Raw genomic sequence first — 20,261 nt, 5'->3', positions numbered from 1 at the left:
CACGGCCGGGATCGATCGCTATGAACGCTATGAGCGAGGATGAAACGGGACAGGGCGTGGAGCTGGTCATCGCCCGATACCGGGAGGACGCCTCCTGGGTTGAGCGGTTGGGCTTGCCGTTCGTGGTGTACGACAAGTCGGGCGCGCCGGGGCCCAACGCGCTTCCAAACATCGGACGCGAGACGCACACGTATTTAACCCACATCGTGAGGCGCTACCCGGATTTTCCCGGGTACACGGTCTTCCTGCAGGCCGACCCCTTCGGCCACATGGGGGAGGGGGCCGCCCCCGCGTCCCTCAAGTCCCGCATCGAACAGAACGTGCGCCTTGGCGTGCAGTTCACCGGCTTCGCCTGGTTCAAGCTCAAGTGCGACCGCCTGGGCCGCCCCCACGACATGGCCGCTCCGGAGAACGAGGGGCGCTGGAAAGGGTGGGGCCGGGACATCCCCGTGGGAGAGGTGTATGGGAAGATATTCGCCGGGGAGGTGCCGCAGTCGTTTCTGGTAACGGCCCCGGCGGGGATGCTTTTCGTGTCGAAAAGCCGTATCCTGGCGCGGTCGCACGATTTCTACAAATACTGCTTGAAACTGGTCGAGAACGATCCCGAAGATGAAGACAACACCGGCCATGCCTTCGAGAGGCTGTGGCAGGTGATATTCGGCGGCGACGCCCGGCTGAACAAAAAGGCTTACCCATGAACGGATCCAACGCGCAGGCGGCGCAACGCGTCAAGACGCTGCGCGGCCTGCTCGAACACCATAATCGCCAATACTACGTCCTCGACGCCCCTGAGATCACCGACGCCGAGTACGACGCCCTGTTTCGCGAACTTCAGGAGCTCGAAGCAACACACCCGGAGCTGGACGACCCCAACTCCCCCACCAGGCGCGTGGGCGGGGGCGTGGCCCAGGCGTTCGCATCCCGGCCGCACCGGCTGCGCATGTACAGCCTGGACAACGCCCTCACCGGTGAGGAGTGGACCGCGTTCCTGGAACGCCTGGGCCGAGTGCTCCCCGCGCGCGAATTCAGCTTCTGGGCCGATCCCAAGTTCGACGGCCTGGCCCTGGAGGTGATCTACGAGGACGGCCGTTTCGTCAGCGCCCTCACGCGTGGCGACGGCGAGACCGGCGAGGACGTCACCGGGAACATGCGCACCGTGCGCAACCTCCCCCTGGACATCCGGGACCACGCCGCCAAGGCGAAGCTGCCCGTGCCCCGCATTCTGGAAGTGCGCGGAGAGGTGGTCATCACCAAGAAGGACTTCCGCGCCCTGAACGAGGCCCAGGACGAAGCCGGGGCCAAGGTGTTCGCCAACCCGCGCAACGCCGCCGCCGGGAGCATCCGCCAGCTCGATTCGGCCGTCACGGCCTCGCGCCCGCTCAAATTCTTTGCCTACGGCATCGGCGTGACCGAATGGCCGCTGGGCGACCCGTGGCCCACGCAGCGCGCGGTCATGGAGGGCCTGTCCAAGCTCGGCTTCACCATCGCGGAGCAGGGCCGCGCCGTGGACGCCGCCGGTGTGGAGGCTTTGTACGCCCGGCTGGAGCAGGACCGCGACTCGCTGCCCTTCGAGATCGACGGCATGGTGGTCAAGCTCGACCGCCTGGACTGGCAGCGCGAGGCCGGGTTCACGGCCCGCGCCCCACGCTGGGCCGTGGCCTGGAAATTCCCGCCCCGGCAGGCCCGCACAGTGCTCAAGCGCATCGATGTCCAGGTGGGGCGAACGGGCGTGCTCACCCCCGTGGCCATGCTCGATCCCGTGTCCCTGGCAGGCGTCACCGTGTCCCGGGCCACCCTGCACAACGAGGACGAGATCAGGGCCAAGGACCTGCGCGCGGGCGACACCGTGGTGGTGCAGCGCGCGGGGGACGTGATCCCCGAGGTGGTGGGGCCGGTGCTGGAGCTGCGCCCGCAGGACGCCGAGGAGTACGTTTTCCCGCAGACGTGCCCCTCCTGCCATGAACCCGTAAAACGCCTGGAGGGCGAGGCGGCCTGGCGCTGCCTTAACCTGTCCTGCCCGGCCATGCTCAAGGGATCGATCATCTTTTTCGTGTCCAAGGCGGGCCTGGACATCGAGGGGGTGGGCAAGCGCTGGATCGAGATACTGGTTGAGCGCGGCATGGTGAAGTCCCCGGCGGACCTTTTCGGGCTCACCGCGGAAGACTTGCTGGAACTCGACCGCATGGGCGAGAAGCTGGCCGGGAACTTCGTGGCCTCCATCGCCCAGGCTCGGGAAAAGGCCACTCTGGCCCGGCTCATCGGGGCTCTCGGCATCCGCCAGGTGGGCACGCAGACCGCGCGCACACTGGCCGCCCACTTCGACGACCTGGACGCCGTGGGCGCTGCGTCTGCCGAAGAACTCCAGGACCTGCCGGACATCGGCCCTGAAGTGGCCGCGAGCATCCGGGCTTTTTTCGACAACCCCGCCAACCACGAGCTCCTGGCCCGGTTCAAGGCCATCGGGCTCTGGCCGCGCAGGGCCGCGGTCGAAGCCGCCTTGGGCGGTCCCAAGCCCCTGGCCGGGAAGCGCTTCCTGTTCACGGGCTCGCTCGAAGGCCTCACCCGCAACAAGGCCGAGTCCATGGTGGAGGCCCTGGGCGGGGTGGTGGCCGGATCGGTCTCCAAGAAACTCGATTATCTCGTCGTGGGCCAGGACCCCGGCTCCAAGCTGGATAAAGCCCGCGCACTTGGTGTACAGGTCCTTTCACAAGACGATTTCGAACGCCTCGCGCGGGGCGAAACCCTTTCATCCTAGAATGAGGACGAGAATATGAGCGTGTGCGATGTCATCATCATGGGCGCTGGTGGGCGCATGGGCGCGACCCTGGCCGGACTGGCCATGGACGACCCTGCCTTCCGGCTGGCCGGTGTGGTGGAACGCCCCCAGAGCGAAGCGGCGCTGGCCCGCTACGACTGCGTCAGGGGAACCTCCATGGAGGACGTGTTCGCCAAATGTCCGGGCGCGGTGATCATCGACTTCACCGCGCCGGAATCGAGCCTCAAGGTGGCCAACCTGGCCGCGCGCCTGGGAAATCCCGCCGTCATCGGCACCACGGGCTTCACCGCCGCGCAAATGAAGGAGCTGGAGGCCGCCGCCCACAACGGCCCCATCTTCTGGGCTCCCAACATGAGCGTGGGCGTCAACGCCCTGCTGCAGGTGCTGCCCAAGCTGGTGGAAGCCCTGGGTCCTGCCTATGACCTCGAAATCATGGAGATTCATCACAACAAAAAGGCCGACTCCCCCAGCGGCACTGCGCTCAAACTGGGCCAGGCCATCGCGGCAGCGCGCGGGGAAAAGCTCGACGACGTCAAGAAGTGCTCCCGCGACGGCATCATCGGCCCTCGCACCCCCCGCGAGATCGGCCTCATGGCCGTTCGAGGCGGCGACGTGGTGGGCGACCACACCGTCTACTTCCTCGGACCCGGCGAGCGCATCGAGGTGACCCACCGCGCCCACTCCCGCGAGACCTTCGCGCGCGGGGCCATGCGCGCCGCACTCTGGCTCAAGGGCCAGAAGGGCGGCAAGCTGCACACCATGTCCGACATGCTGCAATGAAGATCGGCCTTTTGCAGGTGAACACCGTGGTGGGCGATCTGGCTGGCAATGCCGGACGCATCGCCCATGCCGCGCGCCTCGCTGCCGAGGCAGGGGCGGAGCTGTGCATCACGCCGGAGCTGGCCCTCACCGGCTATCCGCCGCGCGACCTGCTGCTCTCCGGCGCGTTCGTGGACAAGGCCCGCCGCGAGTTGGACCATCTGGCCAAGCGCCTGGAAGACGCTCCGCCCATCCTGGCGGGAACGGCCGCCAGGACGGTCCTGCCGGACGGGAGGCCCTTGCAGAACTGTGCTGCGCTGCTATTTAAGGGCGAGGTGGGGGCCCTGTTCCCCAAGAGCCTTTTACCCACCTACGACGTCTTCGACGAGGACCGCTACTTCCAGCCCGGCACCTGTCCCGGGTTCGTCGAAATCGGCGGCAGGCGCCTGGGCGTGACCATCTGCGAAGACATCTGGAACGACAAGGACTTCTGGCACAAGCGCCGCTACGCATCCGACCCCGTGGAGAAGCTGGCCGAGGAAGGCCTCGACGCCATCCTCAACCTGTCCGCTTCGCCATTCATTCTGGGCAAGCAGCCCATGCGCGAGCGCATGCTCGCCAGCGTCGCCGGCAAGTACGGCCTGCCCGTGCTCTACTGCAACCAGGTGGGCGGCAACGACGACCTCATATTCGACGGTCGCTCCATGGCCCTGGACGCATCGGGAAGGCTCGCGGCCCGCGCCAAGGGGTTTGGCGAGGACGTCCTCGTGGTGGAGTTGGACAACCTGATGGAGGGGAACGGCGAAGCCTCCCCGAGCCTGGCCGACGACGACTTCTCCGAGGAGGCCGAGGCCTGGCGCGCCCTGGTGCTGGGCGTCAAGGACTATGCGGCCAAGTGCGGCTTCAAGGGCGCGCTGCTCGGGCTCTCCGGCGGCATCGACTCGGCCCTGACCGCCGCCATCGCCGCCGAGGCCCTGGGACCGGAAAACGTCCTGGGCGTGCTCATGCCCAGCCCCTATTCCAGCCAAGGCAGCCTTGACGACTCCCTGGAGCTGGCCCGCCGCCTGAAGATCGCCCACAGGACCATCCCCATCGCGGACATCATGCAGGCCTTCGACCGGGGACTGGCCGAGTCCTTCGCGGGCCTGCCCCCCGACGTCACCGAGGAGAACATCCAGTCGCGCATCCGGGGCAATTTGCTCATGGCCATCTCCAACAAGTCCGGCAAGGTGCTCCTGACCACGGGTAACAAGTCCGAGCTGGCCGTGGGCTACTGCACAATCTACGGCGACATGTCCGGCGGCCTAGCCGTCATCTCCGACATGCCCAAGACCATGGTCTACCGCCTGGCCGAGTACGTGAACGCCCGCCACGGCGAGCCCATCCCCCGCGCCATCATAGACAAGGCCCCCTCTGCCGAGCTCAGGCCCGACCAGAAGGACCAGGACAGCCTGCCGCCCTACGAGGTGCTGGACGCCATCCTGAAACTGCGCGTGGAACTGCACGCCTCGGTGGACGAGATCGCAGCCGCCGGATTCGAACGGGCCATGGTGGAGAAGGTGTGCAGGCTGGTGAAATCCGCCGAGTTCAAGCGCCGCCAGGCAGCACCGGGGCTTAAGATCACGGATCGGGCGTTCGGGACCGGGTGGCGGATGCCCGTTGCGTGCAGGATAGAATATTGAAGAGGGAGAAGAGCCTCCGGCGGCCAAAGGGAGAGCCTCCCTTTGGAATCCCCCGATAGCTTCGCGTCGGGGACGCCTCAGCTCGAGGCGGGCCGAAAGGCCACTTTGGTGAATATCACGCTCACCTCCGGAAATTCGGGGAGCAGGCTGCCTATCGGTGCCGTGAAGGACTTGTCCGCAACCAGCGTGTAGCGCACGTCCCGGCCCGGCGCGAAGAGCGTCACCCGGTTGGGCAGCCCCCAGAACGACAGCTTGCCCGCGTCCTTGCCGTCCACGTACATCCGCACCTCGAGAGGGGAAAGGCTCACGCCTTCAAGCACCAGGCTCTCCCCCGAACGCAGCGAGAATTCCGCCCGCCGGCCCATCCAGAGTTCGCCATTTCCCAGTACGGAAAAGCCTTTCATGCCAAGCGCCCAGATGAGGTCTTCCTTGGAGCCGGAGGAGGAAAACAAGCGCAGAAGTCCGTTTCGAGCCTCTTCACGGCTGGAGGGAGGGAGGGCGCAGGCTTGAGCCGCGCCCGGACCGGCCTGTGCGAAACCCTGGAAGAGGGGAGAACCGGAGCGGGATTGGTTCCGCAGCATCCACGATTCCAGCTCCGGGCAGTCCGAATGCCTGAAGAAGCCGTATCCCCTCGGGAACCAGCTGGTGTAGCCGTTGACTACGGCCTTGCCCATATCCTGACCGGCCAGCATGGCCGCCACCGTCACCCGGCAGTCCATGGACGCATCCCTGGGGGCGGGCAGGTAAGCCACGACCCCGGCTTCGGGAGCGTCTCGCAGGATGTCTTCCCGGACCTGGGCTATCTCCTTGGCCCGGTCGACCTTCTCGTAGCCGTAATGGTCAAGCAGGGTGTCGTACTGGTCCAGCACCGCGACGAGGCAGAAAAGAGCCAGCAGGGCATTGCGGATCCATGGCGTCTTCACCGCCTGGGCGAGGGCGGTCATGGTACCGGCGCAGATCAGCACCAGGAAGAATGACTCCACTAGCACCACGCGCGTAAGCGCCCGCATGGATTGGAACACCGGCAGCCCCTGCAGGAGCCTGAAAAGGCTTACTCCGCCGATGTTCAGGGTGAGCGCCGTCAACAGAGCCCAGGTGGCCAGGGCCGCGGCCAGGCGCTTGTCGCCGCGCCGCGTGAAGAGCAGGTAGAGAAATACTCCAAGGCAGAGCCAGGGAACGAGCCCCACGTGCATGGCGTTGTTGAAGGACTCGATGTCCCCGGCTTTCGAGGTCCAGCCCCAGAAGAAGTTGCCGGTGCTGGCCCGGAAAAGGTCGGGCAGGGTGGGCAGCTGCGACGCGACTTCGCTCCAGAAGCGCTGGAAACCATTGGCTTCGGCCACGGCCAGGTAAGGCGAGGCCAACGGCCAGAGCAATACGCCCGCGCCCGTGAGGCATCCGAGGAGGGAGAACGTCCTGGGTTCGGTCCAGGCGCCGCCTATGCCGCGGTTCATGCACAGCCAGGCGATCCCGTACAGCGCCAGCGCCAGGACCAGAAAGGTGCCCAGGTAGAACGCGCCGTAGAACTGCAGGGCCACCGCCAGGCTCATGCCCGCGAAAGCACGGACGGAGCCGCTTTCGGCCCAGAGCACGAACCCGCAGACGGCCAGCGGGATGGGGAACAGGTGCAGAAGCGCCGGGTGGGTGACTTCCTCCAGCACAGGAGCCATGAAGGCGAAAAGATATGCTCCGAGCGCGGCCGGCACGGCGGGAAGGCGCAGCCGGGAAAAGGCGAACCAGGCGCAGCAGTAGTTCAGGATGAAAAGCGAAAGAAACCAGAGCTGATAGGCTCCTTCACGGTCCAAGCCCGCCAGCCGAAAGGCCGAATAGACAGGCAGGGTGGCCAGGAAGTTGTCCGAGAGGGCGATGGCGTCCTTGAACGGATAGAGGAAAGGCGCGCTGAAAAAGGACGGCTCTAGCCCTCGAATAAAGCGGTACCCGTGCTCCAACACGTAGTTGGAAAACCCGGCGTCGCAGGGTTCACCTGGCATGCGCGTAAAACCGGTGCCCAGGATGGCCATGGGCACGAGCCACAACCCCAGCGCGAGGAACAGGGCGGGGAGGGCGTAACGAAAAAGGCGGCTGGAATGCATGGAGTGGTTCGCAGTATCCTATGCGCGGGACGTCCGGCCTCGCGGGTCACCGCCATACTTCGAAAAAGCCCTGGAGGCAAACGCCGTGCGACGCTCGGAAGGCGTCAGCGGGTCATGAACTCCTTCATGACACGGATGGTCTGGTCGAGTTCGCCCACCAGGAGTTCGACCTCGCGTCCGGCCAGCCCGGCGTCTCCAGCCTTGGCCGCCTTTTCCACTTCGAAGGCCCGGTCCTTGAGTACCTCCGCCCCCATGGTGGCCGCGCCGCCCTTGAGCGTATGGGCCATGAATCCCACCTGCTCCAGGTCGCCATCGTCGAGAGCCAGGCGCATTTCGGCGATCTTGCCGGGCTGCTGATCAACGAAGACCGCGAAAAGTTTCTTCAGGAAATCCCTGTTGCCCCGCGCCTTGTCCAACAGCCACTGTTCATTGAGAATGCTCGAACCGGACACACAGACCTCCGGAGATTCGTCTTTGGCGCAAAGCACTTGATGGAGCGCCGTCTGGATGTCCTCGGACCCTACGGGTTTGGAGAGGTATCCGTCCATACCCGATTGCAGGAAACGCTCCCGGTCGCCCTTGAGAGCGTGCGCGGTCATGGCGATGATGGGCAGCTCACGGGAGATGCCGGGAACTTCGCCGGAGCGGATGCGCCGCGTGGCCTCCACCCCGTCCATTTCCGGCATCTGGATGTCCATGAGCACCACGTCCACACGCGTCTTGGCAAGCGTGGCCAGAGCCTCGGCCCCGTTGGCCACGGCGATCACGGTGTGACCGTCCTGCTCGAGTATCTCGATTGCGAACATCTGATTGATCAGGTTGTCTTCGGCAAGCAGTATGGTCAGCGGCCCGATGTCCGTTTTCGGGGCGGGCTTGGGCGTGGGCAACTGCGGAGCCTCGTCCACCATGGGCAGCATCACTTCGAAGAAGAACGTGCTCCCACGGCCTTCGAGGCTTTCCACCCATATCCGCCCGCTCATGCGTTCCACCAGGTGTTTGCAGATGGCCAGGCCCAGGCCCGTTCCATAATGCTTTCTGGTGGAGGAGTTGTCCGCTTGGGTGAAGCTCTCGAAAATGGTGTGGAGCTTGTCCGTGGGTATGCCCGTGCCGGTGTCGGCCACCTCGATGCGGATAATCGCCGGGCCTGAACAGGCTTTCACGCATTCCGCCCTGACGGACAGGCGGCCCTGGCTGGTGAACTTCACGCCGTTGCCCACGAGGTTGACGATGATCTGGCGCAGGCGTCCGGAATCGCCCTTCACTCGCACGGGTACGTCCGGGGCCACGGAACACTCCAGCGTGAGCCCCTTGTTCTGGGCCAACGCCGTGAAGATGCCGACAGCGCTGCGGATGGTGGAGTGCAGGTCGAAAACGTGCTCTTCCAGTTCGAGCTTCCCGGCCTCGATCTTGGAAAAATCCAGGATATCGTTGAGAATTTCCATGAGCGACGACGCGGACTGGCGCACCATGTCCAGATAGTCGCGCTGCTTGTCGGTGAGATCGGATGCAAGGAGCAGCTCGCTCATGCCCAGAATGCCGTTCATGGGCGTGCGGATCTCATGGCTCATGTTGGCCAGGAACTGGCTCTTGGCCCGGTTGGCTGCTTCAGCGGCTTCCTTCATGGTCGTCAGGTCGCGCTCCAGGCGTTTTCGCGCGCTGATGTCGCGGAGTGACGCCAGGTAGACGAGTTCGCCGCTTTCCCACCGGGACTGCACCACCCGCATTTCCACTGTCTTGAGCACGCCGTCGCGGGAGAGCACTTCGATTTCCATGGTGCCGCCGGGGATAAGCGCGTGTCCGAAACGCTCCCCGGCCAGTTGCTGGGCCGTGGCGCCGAACAGCTGCTCGGCGCTGGTGTTGGCGAAGCGTATGAGTCCGTCGATGCCCACCACGACGATGCCGTCCGCGTTGCTGGCGATGATGCTCTGAAAGCGCTTCTCGGACGACGCCAGTGATTCCTGGGCGTTTTCGAGCTGGCGGCAGAGCTGTGCCCTGTCCGTAGCGCAGAGCAGGCTCTGTTCCAGCAGCGAGTTGTCGAGCCTGGATTTCGGCAGGACGATGACCACGTTTTCGGAAAGCGACGAGTGCAGAAAGAGGCTGGAGCCCGTGTCGCAGAATCCCACCACGGGCAGGCCGGAGAACACGGTGGCCAGCTCGCCGGTATCGGGACCATGGGGGGCGGGCAGGGGCAGCCCCGCCAGAATGACGTCGAAGTGCCGCAGGGCGATGGCTTCCCAGGCTTCGCCCACGGTGCCCGCCATGCTCCATTCGGCCTGGATGCGAGTGAGGCCCTGAAGCCGGTTGGCCAGCGAGACGGTGAACTCCGGCGACGGGTCAATCACCAGCAGGCGCATCGGCTTTTTGTCTTGGTACTGGTGCATCATGGATTTCATCCCCAATACCAATTCCAGGAGCTATTGCAACCCACTATCCCTTCACACATGCAAGGGGACGCATCCTGGCCACAGTGGCGGCTATTCCCGCACCCACGGAACTCTCCACCACGGCGTCGATGTCCTTGTACGCTCCGGGAGCCTCCTCGCTGACTCCCTTGTATCCGTGGCATCGCACGATGATGCCGTCCCGGGCCAGGGACTCCAGGACGTCGCGCCCTTTCCAGCGCTTGAGCGCCTGAGACCTGGAGAGGCTGCGGCCCGCGCCATGGCACGACGATCCCAGCGATCGCTCAAGCGACAGATCGGTCCCGGCCAGCACGTACGAGGCCGTTCCCATGCTGCCGCCCACAGGCATGGGCTGGCCCACGCCGCGAAGCCATGCGGGGAGCTCCGGATGGTTCGGCCCCCAGGCGCGCGTGGCCCCCTTGCGGTGCACGAAGACCCGCCGGGGCTTGCCGTCCACCAGATGCGTCTCCTCCTTGCAGGTGTTGTGAGACACGTCGTAGAGGAGCCAGAGCCAGTTATTCGGAAAGAACTCCGCGAACACCTCACGCACCAGATGGGTGAGCACCTGCCGGTTGGCCAGGGCGCAGTTGATGCCCGCGCGCATGGCCGCCAGGTATTCCCTGCCGAGGCCCGACTCGATGGGCGCGCAGGCCAGTTCCGGGTCCGGCAGCTTGATTCCGTATTTAGGGGCCTTGTGGAGCATGCGCGTCAGGTAGTCCGAGGCCACCTGATGCCCGAGCCCGCGCGAACCGCAGTGGATGCTCACCACCACCTCTCCCTCGACAAGCCCGTAGACCGCCGCCGCCTTGCTGTCGTGGACGCTCTCAACCACCTGGACCTCCAGATAGTGGTTGCCCGACCCGAGCGTGCCGGTTTCGGCCAGCTGCCGTTTCTTGGCCTGGTCCGACACCAGGGAGGGATCGGCTCCCGACGCGCGGCCCCCATCCTCGATGTGTTCCAGATCGGCCTTTTCCCCGTAGCCCTGCTTCACCGCCCAGACCGCGCCGCCTTCCAGCATGGCGTCCATGTCCCGTCCCTTGAGTGCAAGATCCCCCGTTTTCCCCACTCCGGCCGGGATAGCGGAGTACAGCCGGTCCGCCAGGCGCTCCAGCACCGGACGGATGTCATCTTTATGGATGCCCGTGGTCAGGGTCCGCACGCCACAGGCGATGTCGTAGCCCACGCCTCCGGCCGAAACGACCCCCCCCTCCTGCGGGTCGAAGGCGGCCACGCCGCCGATGGGGAATCCGTAGCCCATGTGGGCGTCCGGCATGGCGTAGGCCGCGCCCACGATGCCCGGCAGGCAGGCCACGTTGGCGATCTGTTTGGACGCCGTGTCGTCCAGGGATCGCACGAGTTCACGTGAGCCGATCATCACGGCGGGGACGCGCATGCCCCCCCGCGGGTGCAGCATCCATCTCCATGAATCCATCTTTTCGAGCATGCCCACGTCCATGATGCCTCCCGTGCGCCGCACTCCGGCGCGCTTGACAAAATCCCCCGCGCGGGCGCATTCCCCCTATCCCGAGGAGACGAAACAATGCGTACGCTCACCGCACTTATCATCTGCCTGACACTCACCGCCTGCGCCGGGGTTCCGCTCATGCCCGGCGGCGATTCCGAGGATTCCCTCACCGCCGCCGACGCCTCCTTCACCCTCAAGCTGCCCGCAGGCTGGACCGTGAAGCAGAAGGGAGGAGGCGAGGGAGGGCGGGTCAGCATCCTGGCCCACAAGGACGCCGCTGCAACAGGCAAGGGCTATCCCACCATGGTGATCCGGCAGGTTCTCGACCCCACCCCCCAGGGCGTCCTGGACATCATGACCAAGGACACAAAGCTCGATTTCTCCGAGCTTTGGACCGTGAGCCCGGAAAAATACCAGCTCAAGCAGGCCCTGCTGGACGAAACCTCTCGCGTGCTGTCCTACTGGGTAGTGCCGCGCGACGGGCAGGACCTGGAATACTACGGCTGCATCATACTCACTGGATACGGCCGGGTCGAGATGATCGGCGTGGCTCAGGCCGGGACGACCGCCAAGTACATGAAGGATTTCAACCAGATGTTCACGTCCCTGAACATCGCCGAGAAAGCCCGTTTCAACCCGGCCCAGTCGGGCGACACCGCCGCCTATCTGCGTAAGACATATGCAAGCGCCCTGGAGCGCGAAAAGAACGGCCTCACCCGCCTCGCCGCCGAAACGGCTTCCTGGGCGGGTGCGGCGGCCGGGCTCACGGCCCAGGAAAAAGGATTCATCGGGACCACCTACGTCAAAGCCGTGAACAAGGCCCTCGAAGCCTGCGCCGGGCTGACCGAGGTGATCGGCAGGGCGCAGGCCAATGACTCCAGAGCGGAGATGCAGCGCTTTGCCGAACGCCTGGAAGAAGCGGCCACCGCCGTGGACACCGTCCAGCTCAACATACGCGAAAACCAGGTCAGGACCAGCGTGGAAAAAAGCGCCGCCCGGATCAAGCGCATGGCGGCGCTGGGGCGTGAAGCGTCGAAGATGCCATTATGATATGAGAGGAAGATGCCTCCGGCGGCCAGAAAGAACTTTTCGAAAAAAGTTCTCTCTGGACTCTCTCAAAAACTTTTAAATAGCTTCGCGCCCTTGAGCGTTCCGACGCTCAAGGGCGCGAAGCTATTTACGAGTCCAGGGGATGATCCCCTGGCGGGAGAGTCCAGAGAGGACAGGCCCTCTCTGGCAGCCGGAGACATTCTTTTCTACAAGTTTACCGAGTGCTTGAGCGCCTCCACCTCGTCCGGCGTCAGCGGACGCGACGCCCCGGTGGCCAAGGTCCCGAGCTTGAGCGGCCCTTGCGCCACCCGGACGAGCTTCAGGATGGTCAGCCCCAGATCGCGGCACATGCGCCTGATCTGGCGGTTCACACCCTGGATCAGCTCCAGCTCCAGCACGCTCGACCGGGCGTCTTTCCGCACCAGCCGGGCCTTCACCGGGGCCAGTGTCTCGCCTTCGGCCAGGGTCATGCCCCCACGCATGGCCGCGAGGGTGCTTTCACCGGCATCGCCCCGCACCGTGACCCGGTAGAGTTTGGGCTGGTGCCAGCGCGGGTGCATGAGGCGGTTGGCCAGATCGCCGTCCGTGGTGAGGATGAGCAACCCTTCAGAGAAATAGTCCAGGCGTCCCACCGGAAAGAGCCTGCGCCCGCCCGCCTGGGGACGCATCAGGTCCAGGACGGTCCTGCGCCCCTGGGGGTCCTTTGCGGTGGTCACGGTCTCTATGGGCTTATTGAGAATAAAATAGAGGTGTTCGCGTGCGTCCGGGGCACCCACGGGCCTTGCGTCCACGCGGATGTCGTCGATGCCAGGGCGCACGGCCGTGCCCAGGTCGGCAGGACGGCCGTTCACGGTGACGCGTCCGGAGCGGATGAGTTCGTCGGCGTTGCGGCGCGAACAGACCCCGGCTTGCGCCAGGGCCTTGTTCAAACGCATGGGAGCATCGGCTTCCGGGGCGGAGTTTGCAGAAGTTGGTTGTTTGGAGCGCATCCCCGGACCCATAATACGGGATGCCAAAGGGCGCCAGCCCTTTGGCCCCGGGATCCCCTTGGCCGGGCTTCGATTACCCGGCGGGTTCTCCATCGCCCACTACAGGTCGATCACCTTGGTGGCCAGTTGCAGACTTGTGACCACGTCCAGCATGTTGGTGGTCTGGCCCACGGCGCGCTTGTCCATGAGGCCGAAGAACTCCAGACAGGTACCGCACACCAGGATGTCCACGCCCTGGGCTTCCAGTACCTTGAGAGCATCCAGATGCGGGCTGTCCAGCGCCGCCAGCTTCACCGCGCCGTTGACCATGACCACGCGCCAGAGGTCCTGGCCGAGTTCGGGCAAGGTCTTCAGGAAATTACCCATGAGCTTGCCGCCGAGGCCGTCGTCGCCGCGCCCGATGGTCTCGGCGGTGAGAAACACCACGACGCGCGTCCGTTCGCCGGGTCTGGGGACGGGGCAGGGGAAGTCCTCCACGGCGGGTGCGGGGGCCTTGCCCGCCTCGGGGCCGCGCGCGGCGCTGATGATCCAGGTGCGTCCGTCCTTGGCGGAGGAAGGCTGGTAGCCGCTGGCCGTGAGGAAACGGGTGACGTTCTCCAGGGCGGCCTCGTCGTCGACCAGCACCGTGAGGGCCTCGGGCGCTTCGGTCTCGAGGCACGCCCGGCAGGCCATCAGGGGCTGGGGGCAGGTCATGCCCAGGCAATCCAGTGTTTTCACGCTCATTGTGTCTGTCCTTTTCCCCGGTGATTAGCATGGACACGGGCACGGGGGTCAAATAGTATCCCCTGATACATAAGGCCGGTCTCCAAGGAGGCGGCCAATGACGGAGGAATGCATGAATTTCAGCGCGCCTGTGGCGGCCCTGGCCGGAAAGATCGCCCTGGCATTGGGCGAGAGGCCGGTGGATCTGCTGCTCAAGAACGCCCGCCTGGTGAACGTGCTCTCGGGCGACATCCACGAGGCGGACATCGCCGTCTCGGACGGGATCGTCGTCGGCTTCGGAGACTATGAGGCCAAAAAGGTCATCGATTGCCAGGGCCGATACGTCTGCCCCGGACTCATCGACGGTCACATTCATATCGAATCCACGCTGCTCACCCCCTGGGAGTTTGCCCGTGCGGCGGCGCCGCGGGGCACCTGCGCCGTGGTGTGGGACCCCCACGAGATCGCCAACGTGCTCGGGCGTGAAGGCATCGAGCACATGCTTGACCTGACGAAGGATTGTCCCTTGAGCTTCTATATCATGGTGTCGAGCTGCGTGCCGGCCACCAATATGGAGACATCGGGGGCGGAGGTCACAGCCGAGGACGTGGAGCAGTTGGTGCTGCAGAACCTGGATAGGGTGCTTGGGCTGGCCGAGCTCATGAACTATCCCGGCGTGCTGGCCAAGGACCCATCCGTGCTGGCCAAGATTGTGGCCTGCTCCTGCGCGGTGGTGGACGGGCATGCGCCGCTGGTGTCCGGAAAGGCGCTCAATGCCTACATCCTGGCTGGTCCCAGCTCGGATCACGAATGCACGGACGTGAACGAAGCGATGGAGAAGCTGCGCAAGGGCATGCACCTCTTCATGCGCGAGGGCAGCGACGAGAAGAACCTCAAGGACCTGATCAAGGTCTGCAACAAGTTCAATTCCCAGAATATTTCCATGGTCTGCGACGACCGCGACCCCGTGGACCTGACCACCAACGGCCACATGGACCACAATGTGCGCATGGCCGTGAGCCTGGGTATGGACCCGGTTCGGGCCATCCAGATGGCCAGCATCAACACCGCCCGTCACTTCGGCATGCGGGGCAGGGGGGCAGTGGCCCCCGGATACAGGGCGGACATGGTGATCCTGGACGACCTGGAGGGGTTCACCGTCTGGAAATCCATCCTGAACGGTCAGGATGTGGCGGGCATCTCTTTCGGACCGAGCGGTGCGGTTCACGCAGAAAACACTGTAAAATTGAACGTTCTCGGCGGAAAGCTCAGGGCTTCCGACTTCGAAATAGTTAAAGTGAAAGATAAGGTTCGCTGCATCGGAGCCGTGACCGGGCAGATCATCACCCAGTCGCTTGTGGTGACGCCGCGTTTCGAAAACGGCTTGGCCATGGGCGACCCGGCCAAGGACCTGGCCAAGCTCGCCGTTGTGGAGCGGCACGGCAAGAACGGCAACATCGCTCTGGGATTCATCCACGGCCTGGGCCTGGGGCGCGGAGCCCTGGCCGGGACAATCGCCCACGACTCGCACAACCTCATCGTGACGGGGGTGTCCGACGCGGATATGGCCCTGGCCGGGAACACCCTGGCGGAAGCTGGCGGTGGATACTGCATTGTGGCCGACGGCAGAGTGCTGGCGCTGGTCGACCTGCCTCTGGCCGGCCTCATGAGCCTGAAGCCCATGGAGGAGGTCGTGGTCGGGTGCAGGGAACTCATCGAAGCCTTCAGGTCGGTGGCCATCAACCCGGACGAGTACACGCATCCATTCATGGCCATGTCTTTCTCGTCCCTGGCCGTGATCCCCGAACTGAAGCTCACGGACAAGGGCCTGGTGGACGTAGGAACGTTCTCCATGGTCGACTTGTGGGTGGGATGAAACTCATGATGCGCGCGGGACCGCCGAACGGAACGAACTCTGACCGTCCGACGCTACAAGTTAACTGCTGCGGTTCATGCCTCGGCCATCCATAATGACGCCTGGCGCGGAATAGGCCCAGGAGACCCTATCAACGCTTCAGGGCGGCTTCAGGTTTGAAAGCCTGGGCCGCCCTTTCGTTTGGCAGGGCGGGGGCAGCCCCGTTCTTAAAGTTTACATAATTTACATTATGAGACACAGACGGATATGCCCGAAGAGGGCGCCTCCGGCTCACAACAGACCTCCCGCCTGCAAGGTCCCACATAACGGCAAGTCTCTGCGGAGCCACCCACTCTAGCTCCAGGCCGCACCCCGTAGCTCTCGCCACATACATGCGACGTCAGATCTGCGCCCTGGATGAATTCCACTCGGAAGCTCGTCGACCCTCTCTACCCAATCTTTCGCCGACCACGCCTCAGTGGCCCAGTCTGAAGCTCAAAATTGACCTAAAACAGAATATTTCCCCATAAATGCCCCAGGATCAAATTGAGCCTGTTTCGCAAACTCATCCAAGGGAAAGCCCCTTGAAATCGATCTCAGACGATCCTGGGCGGTCGAATAAATTTGGACACTCGTTGACGCAGGTCGTCAGTCACCGTAACCGGCACCTCTTTCACAGAACCAAAGACGCCCCAAGTGATTGCAGTCAGCTCCTCATTATCCCCGCCATCCTCTGTTTTGTAAAATCGTAGCGCTTGATTTGTTTCATATTTTTGTTAGTTAAATTCATAGCATCATCATAACTGACTGCAAGCGGACGAGAACTGCAGCCCCCTTCAACTCAGTGCCAGCAGGTTCGGCATGAGAATATTCTCTTTCTTGATCGCTCTATGCATGCTCACCATGCCCAATGCTGCTTCGTGCCAGTCCCTCCTGTTCGCGTACCCTGAACGCCCTCCATACAACTACACGGAGAACGGCAACGCCGTCGGAACCCTTGTGGAGTTGACCAGGAAAATCCTTGCCGAAGCGGGTATCGATGCGACCTTTGTCGAAATGCCCTCGAAGAGAATCCTCGCCGAGATACAGAAGGACGGGAGCACCCTGTGTTCTTTCGGTTGGTTCAAAACGCCTGAGCGGGAATATTACGTCAGATATACCCTGCCCATCATTCGCGACACCCCCCTCGTCGCCGTATTCTTAAAGAATAACTTTAATATTCAGCCGCTGGGCCTCCGCCTCGAGACCTTGGCCGCCAATACGAATCTGTCCGTCGGCCTCGTGCGGGGATGGACCTACGGCGAGCATGTTGACGCGGTGTTCAAAAACAACGGCACACGTTTGGTTGAAATTCCTGAAAGAAAGCAGCAAGCTCTGATGTTGGCTCTGGAGCGATTTTCATACACCCTGGCCAGGGAATCCGAAATTGATGAGATCATCCACATGTCCGGAAAACCCAAGGAAGCGTTCGTGGTGTCGCCCCTTGAGGATGTCATCCTGAACCGGAACAGCCGCTACATCATATGCGGCAAGGGCGTCCCCGAAGATGTCGTGGAGCGAATAAACGCCTCGATCGTCAAGCTCTGCGCCCGGCAGCCCGGCGGCGCGGACGACTGACGCAAAAAAAACGCCGGGAACAGTCTTCGGACCGCTCCCGGCGTTCACGCATACACGCTTCTCCGTCCGGAATTTCTGTGGAATCCGGACGGGCGGGTTTCCTCTAGCCCTTCTCCACCTTGCCCCAGTCCTTGAGGAATGTCTCCAGGCCCGCGTCGGTAAGGGGGTGCTTCACCAACTCCTTGATCACGGAAAACGGCACCGTACACACGTCCGCACCCATGAGGGCGGCGCGTACGATGTGAGTGGGATTGCGGATGCTGGCCACCAGAACCTCGGTCTCGTAGGCGTAGTTGCGGAAGATGGTGACGATCTCCTCCACCATGGCCATGCCGTCGCCGCCGATGGCGTCGATGCGGCCCACGAACGGACTCACGAAGGTGGCCCCGGCCTTGGCGGCCATGAGGGCCTGCAGCGGCTGAAAGACCAGGGTGACGTTCACCGGGATGTTCTGCGCCTTGAGCTGGCGTACGGCCTTGAGTCCCTCCAAGACCATGGGGATCTTGACCACCACGTTGGGGCCGAACTTGATGAGTTCCTTGGCCTCGGCCAGCATCTGCTCGGCGTTGGTTCCCACCACCTCGAGGCTCACCGGTCCGTCGACTTCCTTGCAGATGGCCTCGGCAGTCTTGTGCCAGTCGCCCTTTTCCTTGGAAAACAGCGTGGGGTTGGTGGTCACGCCGTCGAGCATGCCCATGTCCTTGGCCGCCTTGATCTCATCGAGGCTAGCGCTGTCGAGGAAAAATTTCATCCGTTACCCCTCTTTGGTTTTCGAAGCTTCGATCTGCTTCAGGAACTTGTCCCGGCACTCGTAGCTGCAAAAATGCCGGACGGTTCCGCCGTCACGCGCTTTCACGGAATTTTCGATGGACACGTAGGAGCCGCAGATAGGGTCCTTGACCATCTCGCCCTTGGCGATGAGGGTCTCCTGCTCCTTCTTGGTCTCCTGCTTGCGGCGGTTCATGTCGCCGGCGAACATCTTCCAAAGGATGAAGGCCGCGACGGCGAAAATAACGAATTTCCACATGGTCCGCACGATCCTTTTCTAGAGTTGGAATATCATAGTTCCAGACGCTGTAAATGACAAACAGTCGATCCGCTCCGGCGTGGCGGTCTCGGGGGCGACTTCCTCCAGGGGCAGGAGCACGAACGCCCGCTCGAACATGCGCGGATGCGGCAGGGTCAGGCGAGGGGTGGCACGGGTCTCGGCTCCGAAGGCGAGCAGATCGATGTCGATGACGCGAGGCCCCCAGCGGGTTTCCATCACCCGGTTGCGCCCGAGTTCCGCCTCCAGGGCCATGAGCGCCTCGAACAGGGCCTCCGGGGTGACGTCCGGCGGGCAATCCAGGCGCACGGCCATGTTGGCGTACCAGGGGGAAGTCGCCGCCGCTGCGGGCCCGGTTACTACCTCCCGCTGGCACTCCGGCCGGGGATATTCCATGGCCGCCATTCCCAGGGGGGCTGTGTGCCAAACGCGCGAGCGGGCCGCCAGGCGCACGCCGGGGAGAATCCCGTGCATGCGTCCGGCGGCCCGGTGAAGCGTGGCCGCGGGTTCGCCCAGGTTGGAGCCCAGGGCGACCAGAGCCGTATGTTCAGTATGCCGAGTTATGTTCTCGCCTTACATCTTCGCCAGGCGCGAGAGGGCTTCCTCGATCTTTTCCTTGCCCACGGTCATGGCGATGCGGAAGTAGCCCTCGCCCGCCTCGGGGGAGCCGAAGCCGTTGCCCGGGGTGACCACGACGCCGGTCTCCTGGAGCACCTTGGTGACGAAGCCCTTGGAGTCCTGGCCGTTGGGCACCTTGCACCAGAAGTAGAAGGTGGCCTCGGGCAGGCGGAAGTCGATGCCGATCTTCTTGAGGCCCGCGGCCAGGGTGTCGCGGCGCTCCTTGTAGACGGCGCGGAACTTCTCGGCGTAGGCGTCGCCCTTTTCCAGGGCGGCGATGCCGGCTTCCTGCACTGCCTGGAAGATGCCGGAGTCCACGTTCTCCTTGATCTTGCCCAGGCCCTTGACCAGGTCAGAGTTGCCAACGGCCATGCCGATGCGCCAGCCGGTCATGTTGTAGGTCTTGGACAAGGAGTGGAACTCGATGGCCACGTCCTTGGCGCTGGGAATTTCGAACACGGAGATGGGCTTGGCCGCCTCGTTGTAATACATCTCGGTGTAAGCGGCGTCGGCCACCAGGATGGTATTGGTTTCGCGGCACTTCTTCACCAGCTTCTCGTAGAAGCTCTTGGGGGCGCAGGCCGAGGTGGGGTTGTTGGGGAAGTTGGTGAAGATCATCTTCGCCTTGTCCCATTCGGCGTCGGTGACTTGGTCCAGGTCAGGCAGGAAGTTGTTGGCGTCGGTCATGGGCAGGAACTTGGTGGTGCCGCCCGCGAAGCCGGTGGCCACGTTGTACACCGGATAGTTGGGGGTGCACACCAGCACCAGGTCGCCGGGGTTGACGTAGGCCAGGGGGAAGTGGGCGATGCCTTCCTTGGAGCCGATGAGGCTGACCACCTCGTTGTCGGGGTCCAGGTCCACGCCGAAGCGGCCCTTGTACCAGGTGGAGACGGCTGCGCGGAAAGTGCGCAGGCCCACGTAAGACGGATACTGGTGGTTCTCGGGCTTCTTGGCGGAAGCGTAGAGGGCGTCCACGATGAAGTCGGGGGTGGGCATGTCGGGGTCCCCGATACCAAGGCTAATGATATCCACGCCGCGCGCCTTGACCTCGTTCTTCACGCGGTCGATCTCGGCGAACAGGTAGGGAGGCAGCGCGGCCAGGCGATCGGCCATCTTGAACTGAGGCATGATAGGCTCCTTGGGCGATTGCGCGTAAACGCAAGAAATGGAATAACAGGCCACGAGGTCATAAAAAGAGGCCCCTGGAAGTG

At 63.8% G+C, this 20,261-nt stretch carries 16 protein-coding genes; 7 read left to right on the top strand and 9 right to left on the bottom strand.

The genetic code is table 11. The features are described 5' to 3' along the window. The first annotated feature begins 20 nt into the window (after positions 1–20). The 4 genes from ML540_RS15655 to ML540_RS15640 are packed head-to-tail and all read left to right on the top strand — an operon-like array spanning position 21 to position 5,217. Complete coding sequence (locus ML540_RS15655) at positions 21–698, top strand: DUF3431 domain-containing protein (protein ID WP_243363338.1); 678 nt, start codon at positions 21–23, stop codon at positions 696–698. Next, on the top strand, positions 695–2,755 hold the full coding sequence (ligA, locus tag ML540_RS15650; RefSeq protein ID WP_243363337.1) for an NAD-dependent DNA ligase LigA: 2,061 nt from the start codon (positions 695–697) through the stop codon (positions 2,753–2,755). The genes ML540_RS15655 and ligA overlap by 4 nt, the downstream gene beginning before the upstream one ends. Positions 2,756–2,770: 15 nt before the next feature. After that, positions 2,771–3,556, top strand: a complete 786-nt coding sequence (dapB, locus tag ML540_RS15645; protein WP_243363336.1) for a 4-hydroxy-tetrahydrodipicolinate reductase — start codon at positions 2,771–2,773, stop codon at positions 3,554–3,556. After that, complete coding sequence (locus tag ML540_RS15640; protein WP_243363335.1) at positions 3,553–5,217, top strand: NAD+ synthase; 1,665 nt, start codon at positions 3,553–3,555, stop codon at positions 5,215–5,217. Before dapB ends, ML540_RS15640 begins: the two co-directional genes overlap by 4 nt. Before the next feature lie 77 nt (positions 5,218–5,294). Here ML540_RS15640 and ML540_RS15635 read toward each other — a convergent pair whose 3' ends face one another. The 3 genes from ML540_RS15635 to ML540_RS15625 form a co-directional block, all read right to left on the bottom strand. Further along, complete coding sequence (locus ML540_RS15635; RefSeq protein ID WP_243363334.1) at positions 5,295–7,307, bottom strand: hypothetical protein; 2,013 nt, start codon at positions 7,305–7,307, stop codon at positions 5,295–5,297. A 104-nt stretch (positions 7,308–7,411) separates the two neighbouring features. After that, on the bottom strand, positions 7,412–9,691 hold the full coding sequence (locus ML540_RS15630; protein ID WP_243363333.1) for a response regulator: 2,280 nt from the start codon (positions 9,689–9,691) through the stop codon (positions 7,412–7,414). Between the two features lie 43 nt (positions 9,692–9,734). Further along, complete coding sequence (locus tag ML540_RS15625) at positions 9,735–11,165, bottom strand: RtcB family protein (RefSeq protein WP_243363332.1); 1,431 nt, start codon at positions 11,163–11,165, stop codon at positions 9,735–9,737. Positions 11,166–11,249: 84 nt separating this feature from the next. On the opposite strand from ML540_RS15625, the gene ML540_RS15620 reads away from it, so the two are divergent. Beyond that, positions 11,250–12,224: a hypothetical protein gene (locus tag ML540_RS15620; protein WP_243363331.1), complete on the top strand. Its 975-nt coding sequence runs from the start codon at positions 11,250–11,252 to the stop codon at positions 12,222–12,224. A 206-nt stretch (positions 12,225–12,430) separates the two neighbouring features. Here ML540_RS15620 and ML540_RS15615 read toward each other — a convergent pair whose 3' ends face one another. After that, positions 12,431–13,159, bottom strand: coding sequence for a pseudouridine synthase (locus ML540_RS15615; RefSeq protein WP_243363330.1), 729 nt, complete (start codon positions 13,157–13,159; stop codon positions 12,431–12,433). Positions 13,160–13,312: 153 nt separating this feature from the next. Further along, positions 13,313–13,936, bottom strand: a complete 624-nt coding sequence (gene yedF, locus ML540_RS15610; RefSeq protein ID WP_243363329.1) for a sulfurtransferase-like selenium metabolism protein YedF — start codon at positions 13,934–13,936, stop codon at positions 13,313–13,315. Between the two features lie 112 nt (positions 13,937–14,048). On the opposite strand from yedF, the gene ade reads away from it, so the two are divergent. Then, on the top strand, positions 14,049–15,791 hold the full coding sequence (gene ade, locus ML540_RS15605) for an adenine deaminase (RefSeq protein ID WP_243363328.1): 1,743 nt from the start codon (positions 14,049–14,051) through the stop codon (positions 15,789–15,791). A gap of 840 nt (positions 15,792–16,631) precedes the next feature. Then, positions 16,632–17,387: a substrate-binding periplasmic protein gene (locus tag ML540_RS15600; RefSeq protein WP_243363327.1), complete on the top strand. Its 756-nt coding sequence runs from the start codon at positions 16,632–16,634 to the stop codon at positions 17,385–17,387. A 103-nt stretch (positions 17,388–17,490) separates the two neighbouring features. On the opposite strand, the gene fsa is transcribed toward ML540_RS15600, so the two are convergent. Genes fsa through ML540_RS15580 form a run of 4 tightly spaced genes read right to left on the bottom strand, consistent with a single transcriptional unit; the run spans position 17,491 to position 20,178 of the window. Beyond that, positions 17,491–18,138: a fructose-6-phosphate aldolase gene (fsa, locus tag ML540_RS15595; protein ID WP_243363326.1), complete on the bottom strand. Its 648-nt coding sequence runs from the start codon at positions 18,136–18,138 to the stop codon at positions 17,491–17,493. 3 nt (positions 18,139–18,141) lie between these two features. Then, positions 18,142–18,414 (bottom strand): transcriptional regulator, encoded by a 273-nt coding sequence (locus tag ML540_RS15590; protein ID WP_243363325.1) that lies wholly within the window; start codon positions 18,412–18,414, stop codon positions 18,142–18,144. 18 nt (positions 18,415–18,432) lie between these two features. Continuing rightward, positions 18,433–18,960 carry a 2-amino-4-hydroxy-6-hydroxymethyldihydropteridine diphosphokinase gene (folK, locus tag ML540_RS15585; protein ID WP_279343502.1) on the bottom strand — a complete coding sequence of 176 codons (528 nt, stop codon included), beginning with the start codon at positions 18,958–18,960 and terminating at the stop codon, positions 18,433–18,435. A gap of 45 nt (positions 18,961–19,005) precedes the next feature. Continuing rightward, positions 19,006–20,178: an LL-diaminopimelate aminotransferase gene (locus tag ML540_RS15580; RefSeq protein ID WP_243363323.1), complete on the bottom strand. Its 1,173-nt coding sequence runs from the start codon at positions 20,176–20,178 to the stop codon at positions 19,006–19,008. Between the last annotated feature and the right edge of the window lie 83 nt (positions 20,179–20,261).

It is taken from the genome of Fundidesulfovibrio terrae, from assembly GCF_022808915.1.
Classification (GTDB): domain Bacteria; phylum Desulfobacterota; class Desulfovibrionia; order Desulfovibrionales; family Desulfovibrionaceae; genus Fundidesulfovibrio; species Fundidesulfovibrio terrae.
This window is presented reverse-complemented; position numbering and strand designations above follow the sequence as displayed.

Bases quoted from the DNA above. Each gene is read 5' to 3' on its own strand.
- ML540_RS15655 (WP_243363338.1), top strand. From the start codon at position 21: ATGAACGCTATGAGCGAGGATGAAACGGGACAGGGCGTGGAGCTGGTC.
- ML540_RS15625 (WP_243363332.1), bottom strand. From the start codon at position 11,165: ATGGACGTGGGCATGCTCGAAAAGATGGATTCATGGAGATGGATGCTG.
- ML540_RS15630 (WP_243363333.1), bottom strand. From the start codon at position 9,691: ATGATGCACCAGTACCAAGACAAAAAGCCGATGCGCCTGCTGGTGATT.
- ligA (WP_243363337.1), top strand. From the start codon at position 695: ATGAACGGATCCAACGCGCAGGCGGCGCAACGCGTCAAGACGCTGCGC.
- ML540_RS15635 (WP_243363334.1), bottom strand. From the start codon at position 7,307: ATGCATTCCAGCCGCCTTTTTCGTTACGCCCTCCCCGCCCTGTTCCTC.
- ML540_RS15615 (WP_243363330.1), bottom strand. From the start codon at position 13,159: ATGCGTTTGAACAAGGCCCTGGCGCAAGCCGGGGTCTGTTCGCGCCGC.
- ade (WP_243363328.1), top strand. From the start codon at position 14,049: ATGAATTTCAGCGCGCCTGTGGCGGCCCTGGCCGGAAAGATCGCCCTG.
- fsa (WP_243363326.1), bottom strand. From the start codon at position 18,138: ATGAAATTTTTCCTCGACAGCGCTAGCCTCGATGAGATCAAGGCGGCC.
- ML540_RS15600 (WP_243363327.1), top strand. From the start codon at position 16,632: ATGAGAATATTCTCTTTCTTGATCGCTCTATGCATGCTCACCATGCCC.
- dapB (WP_243363336.1), top strand. From the start codon at position 2,771: ATGAGCGTGTGCGATGTCATCATCATGGGCGCTGGTGGGCGCATGGGC.
- ML540_RS15640 (WP_243363335.1), top strand. From the start codon at position 3,553: ATGAAGATCGGCCTTTTGCAGGTGAACACCGTGGTGGGCGATCTGGCT.
- ML540_RS15590 (WP_243363325.1), bottom strand. From the start codon at position 18,414: ATGTGGAAATTCGTTATTTTCGCCGTCGCGGCCTTCATCCTTTGGAAG.
- ML540_RS15620 (WP_243363331.1), top strand. From the start codon at position 11,250: ATGCGTACGCTCACCGCACTTATCATCTGCCTGACACTCACCGCCTGC.
- ML540_RS15580 (WP_243363323.1), bottom strand. From the start codon at position 20,178: ATGCCTCAGTTCAAGATGGCCGATCGCCTGGCCGCGCTGCCTCCCTAC.
- yedF (WP_243363329.1), bottom strand. From the start codon at position 13,936: ATGAGCGTGAAAACACTGGATTGCCTGGGCATGACCTGCCCCCAGCCC.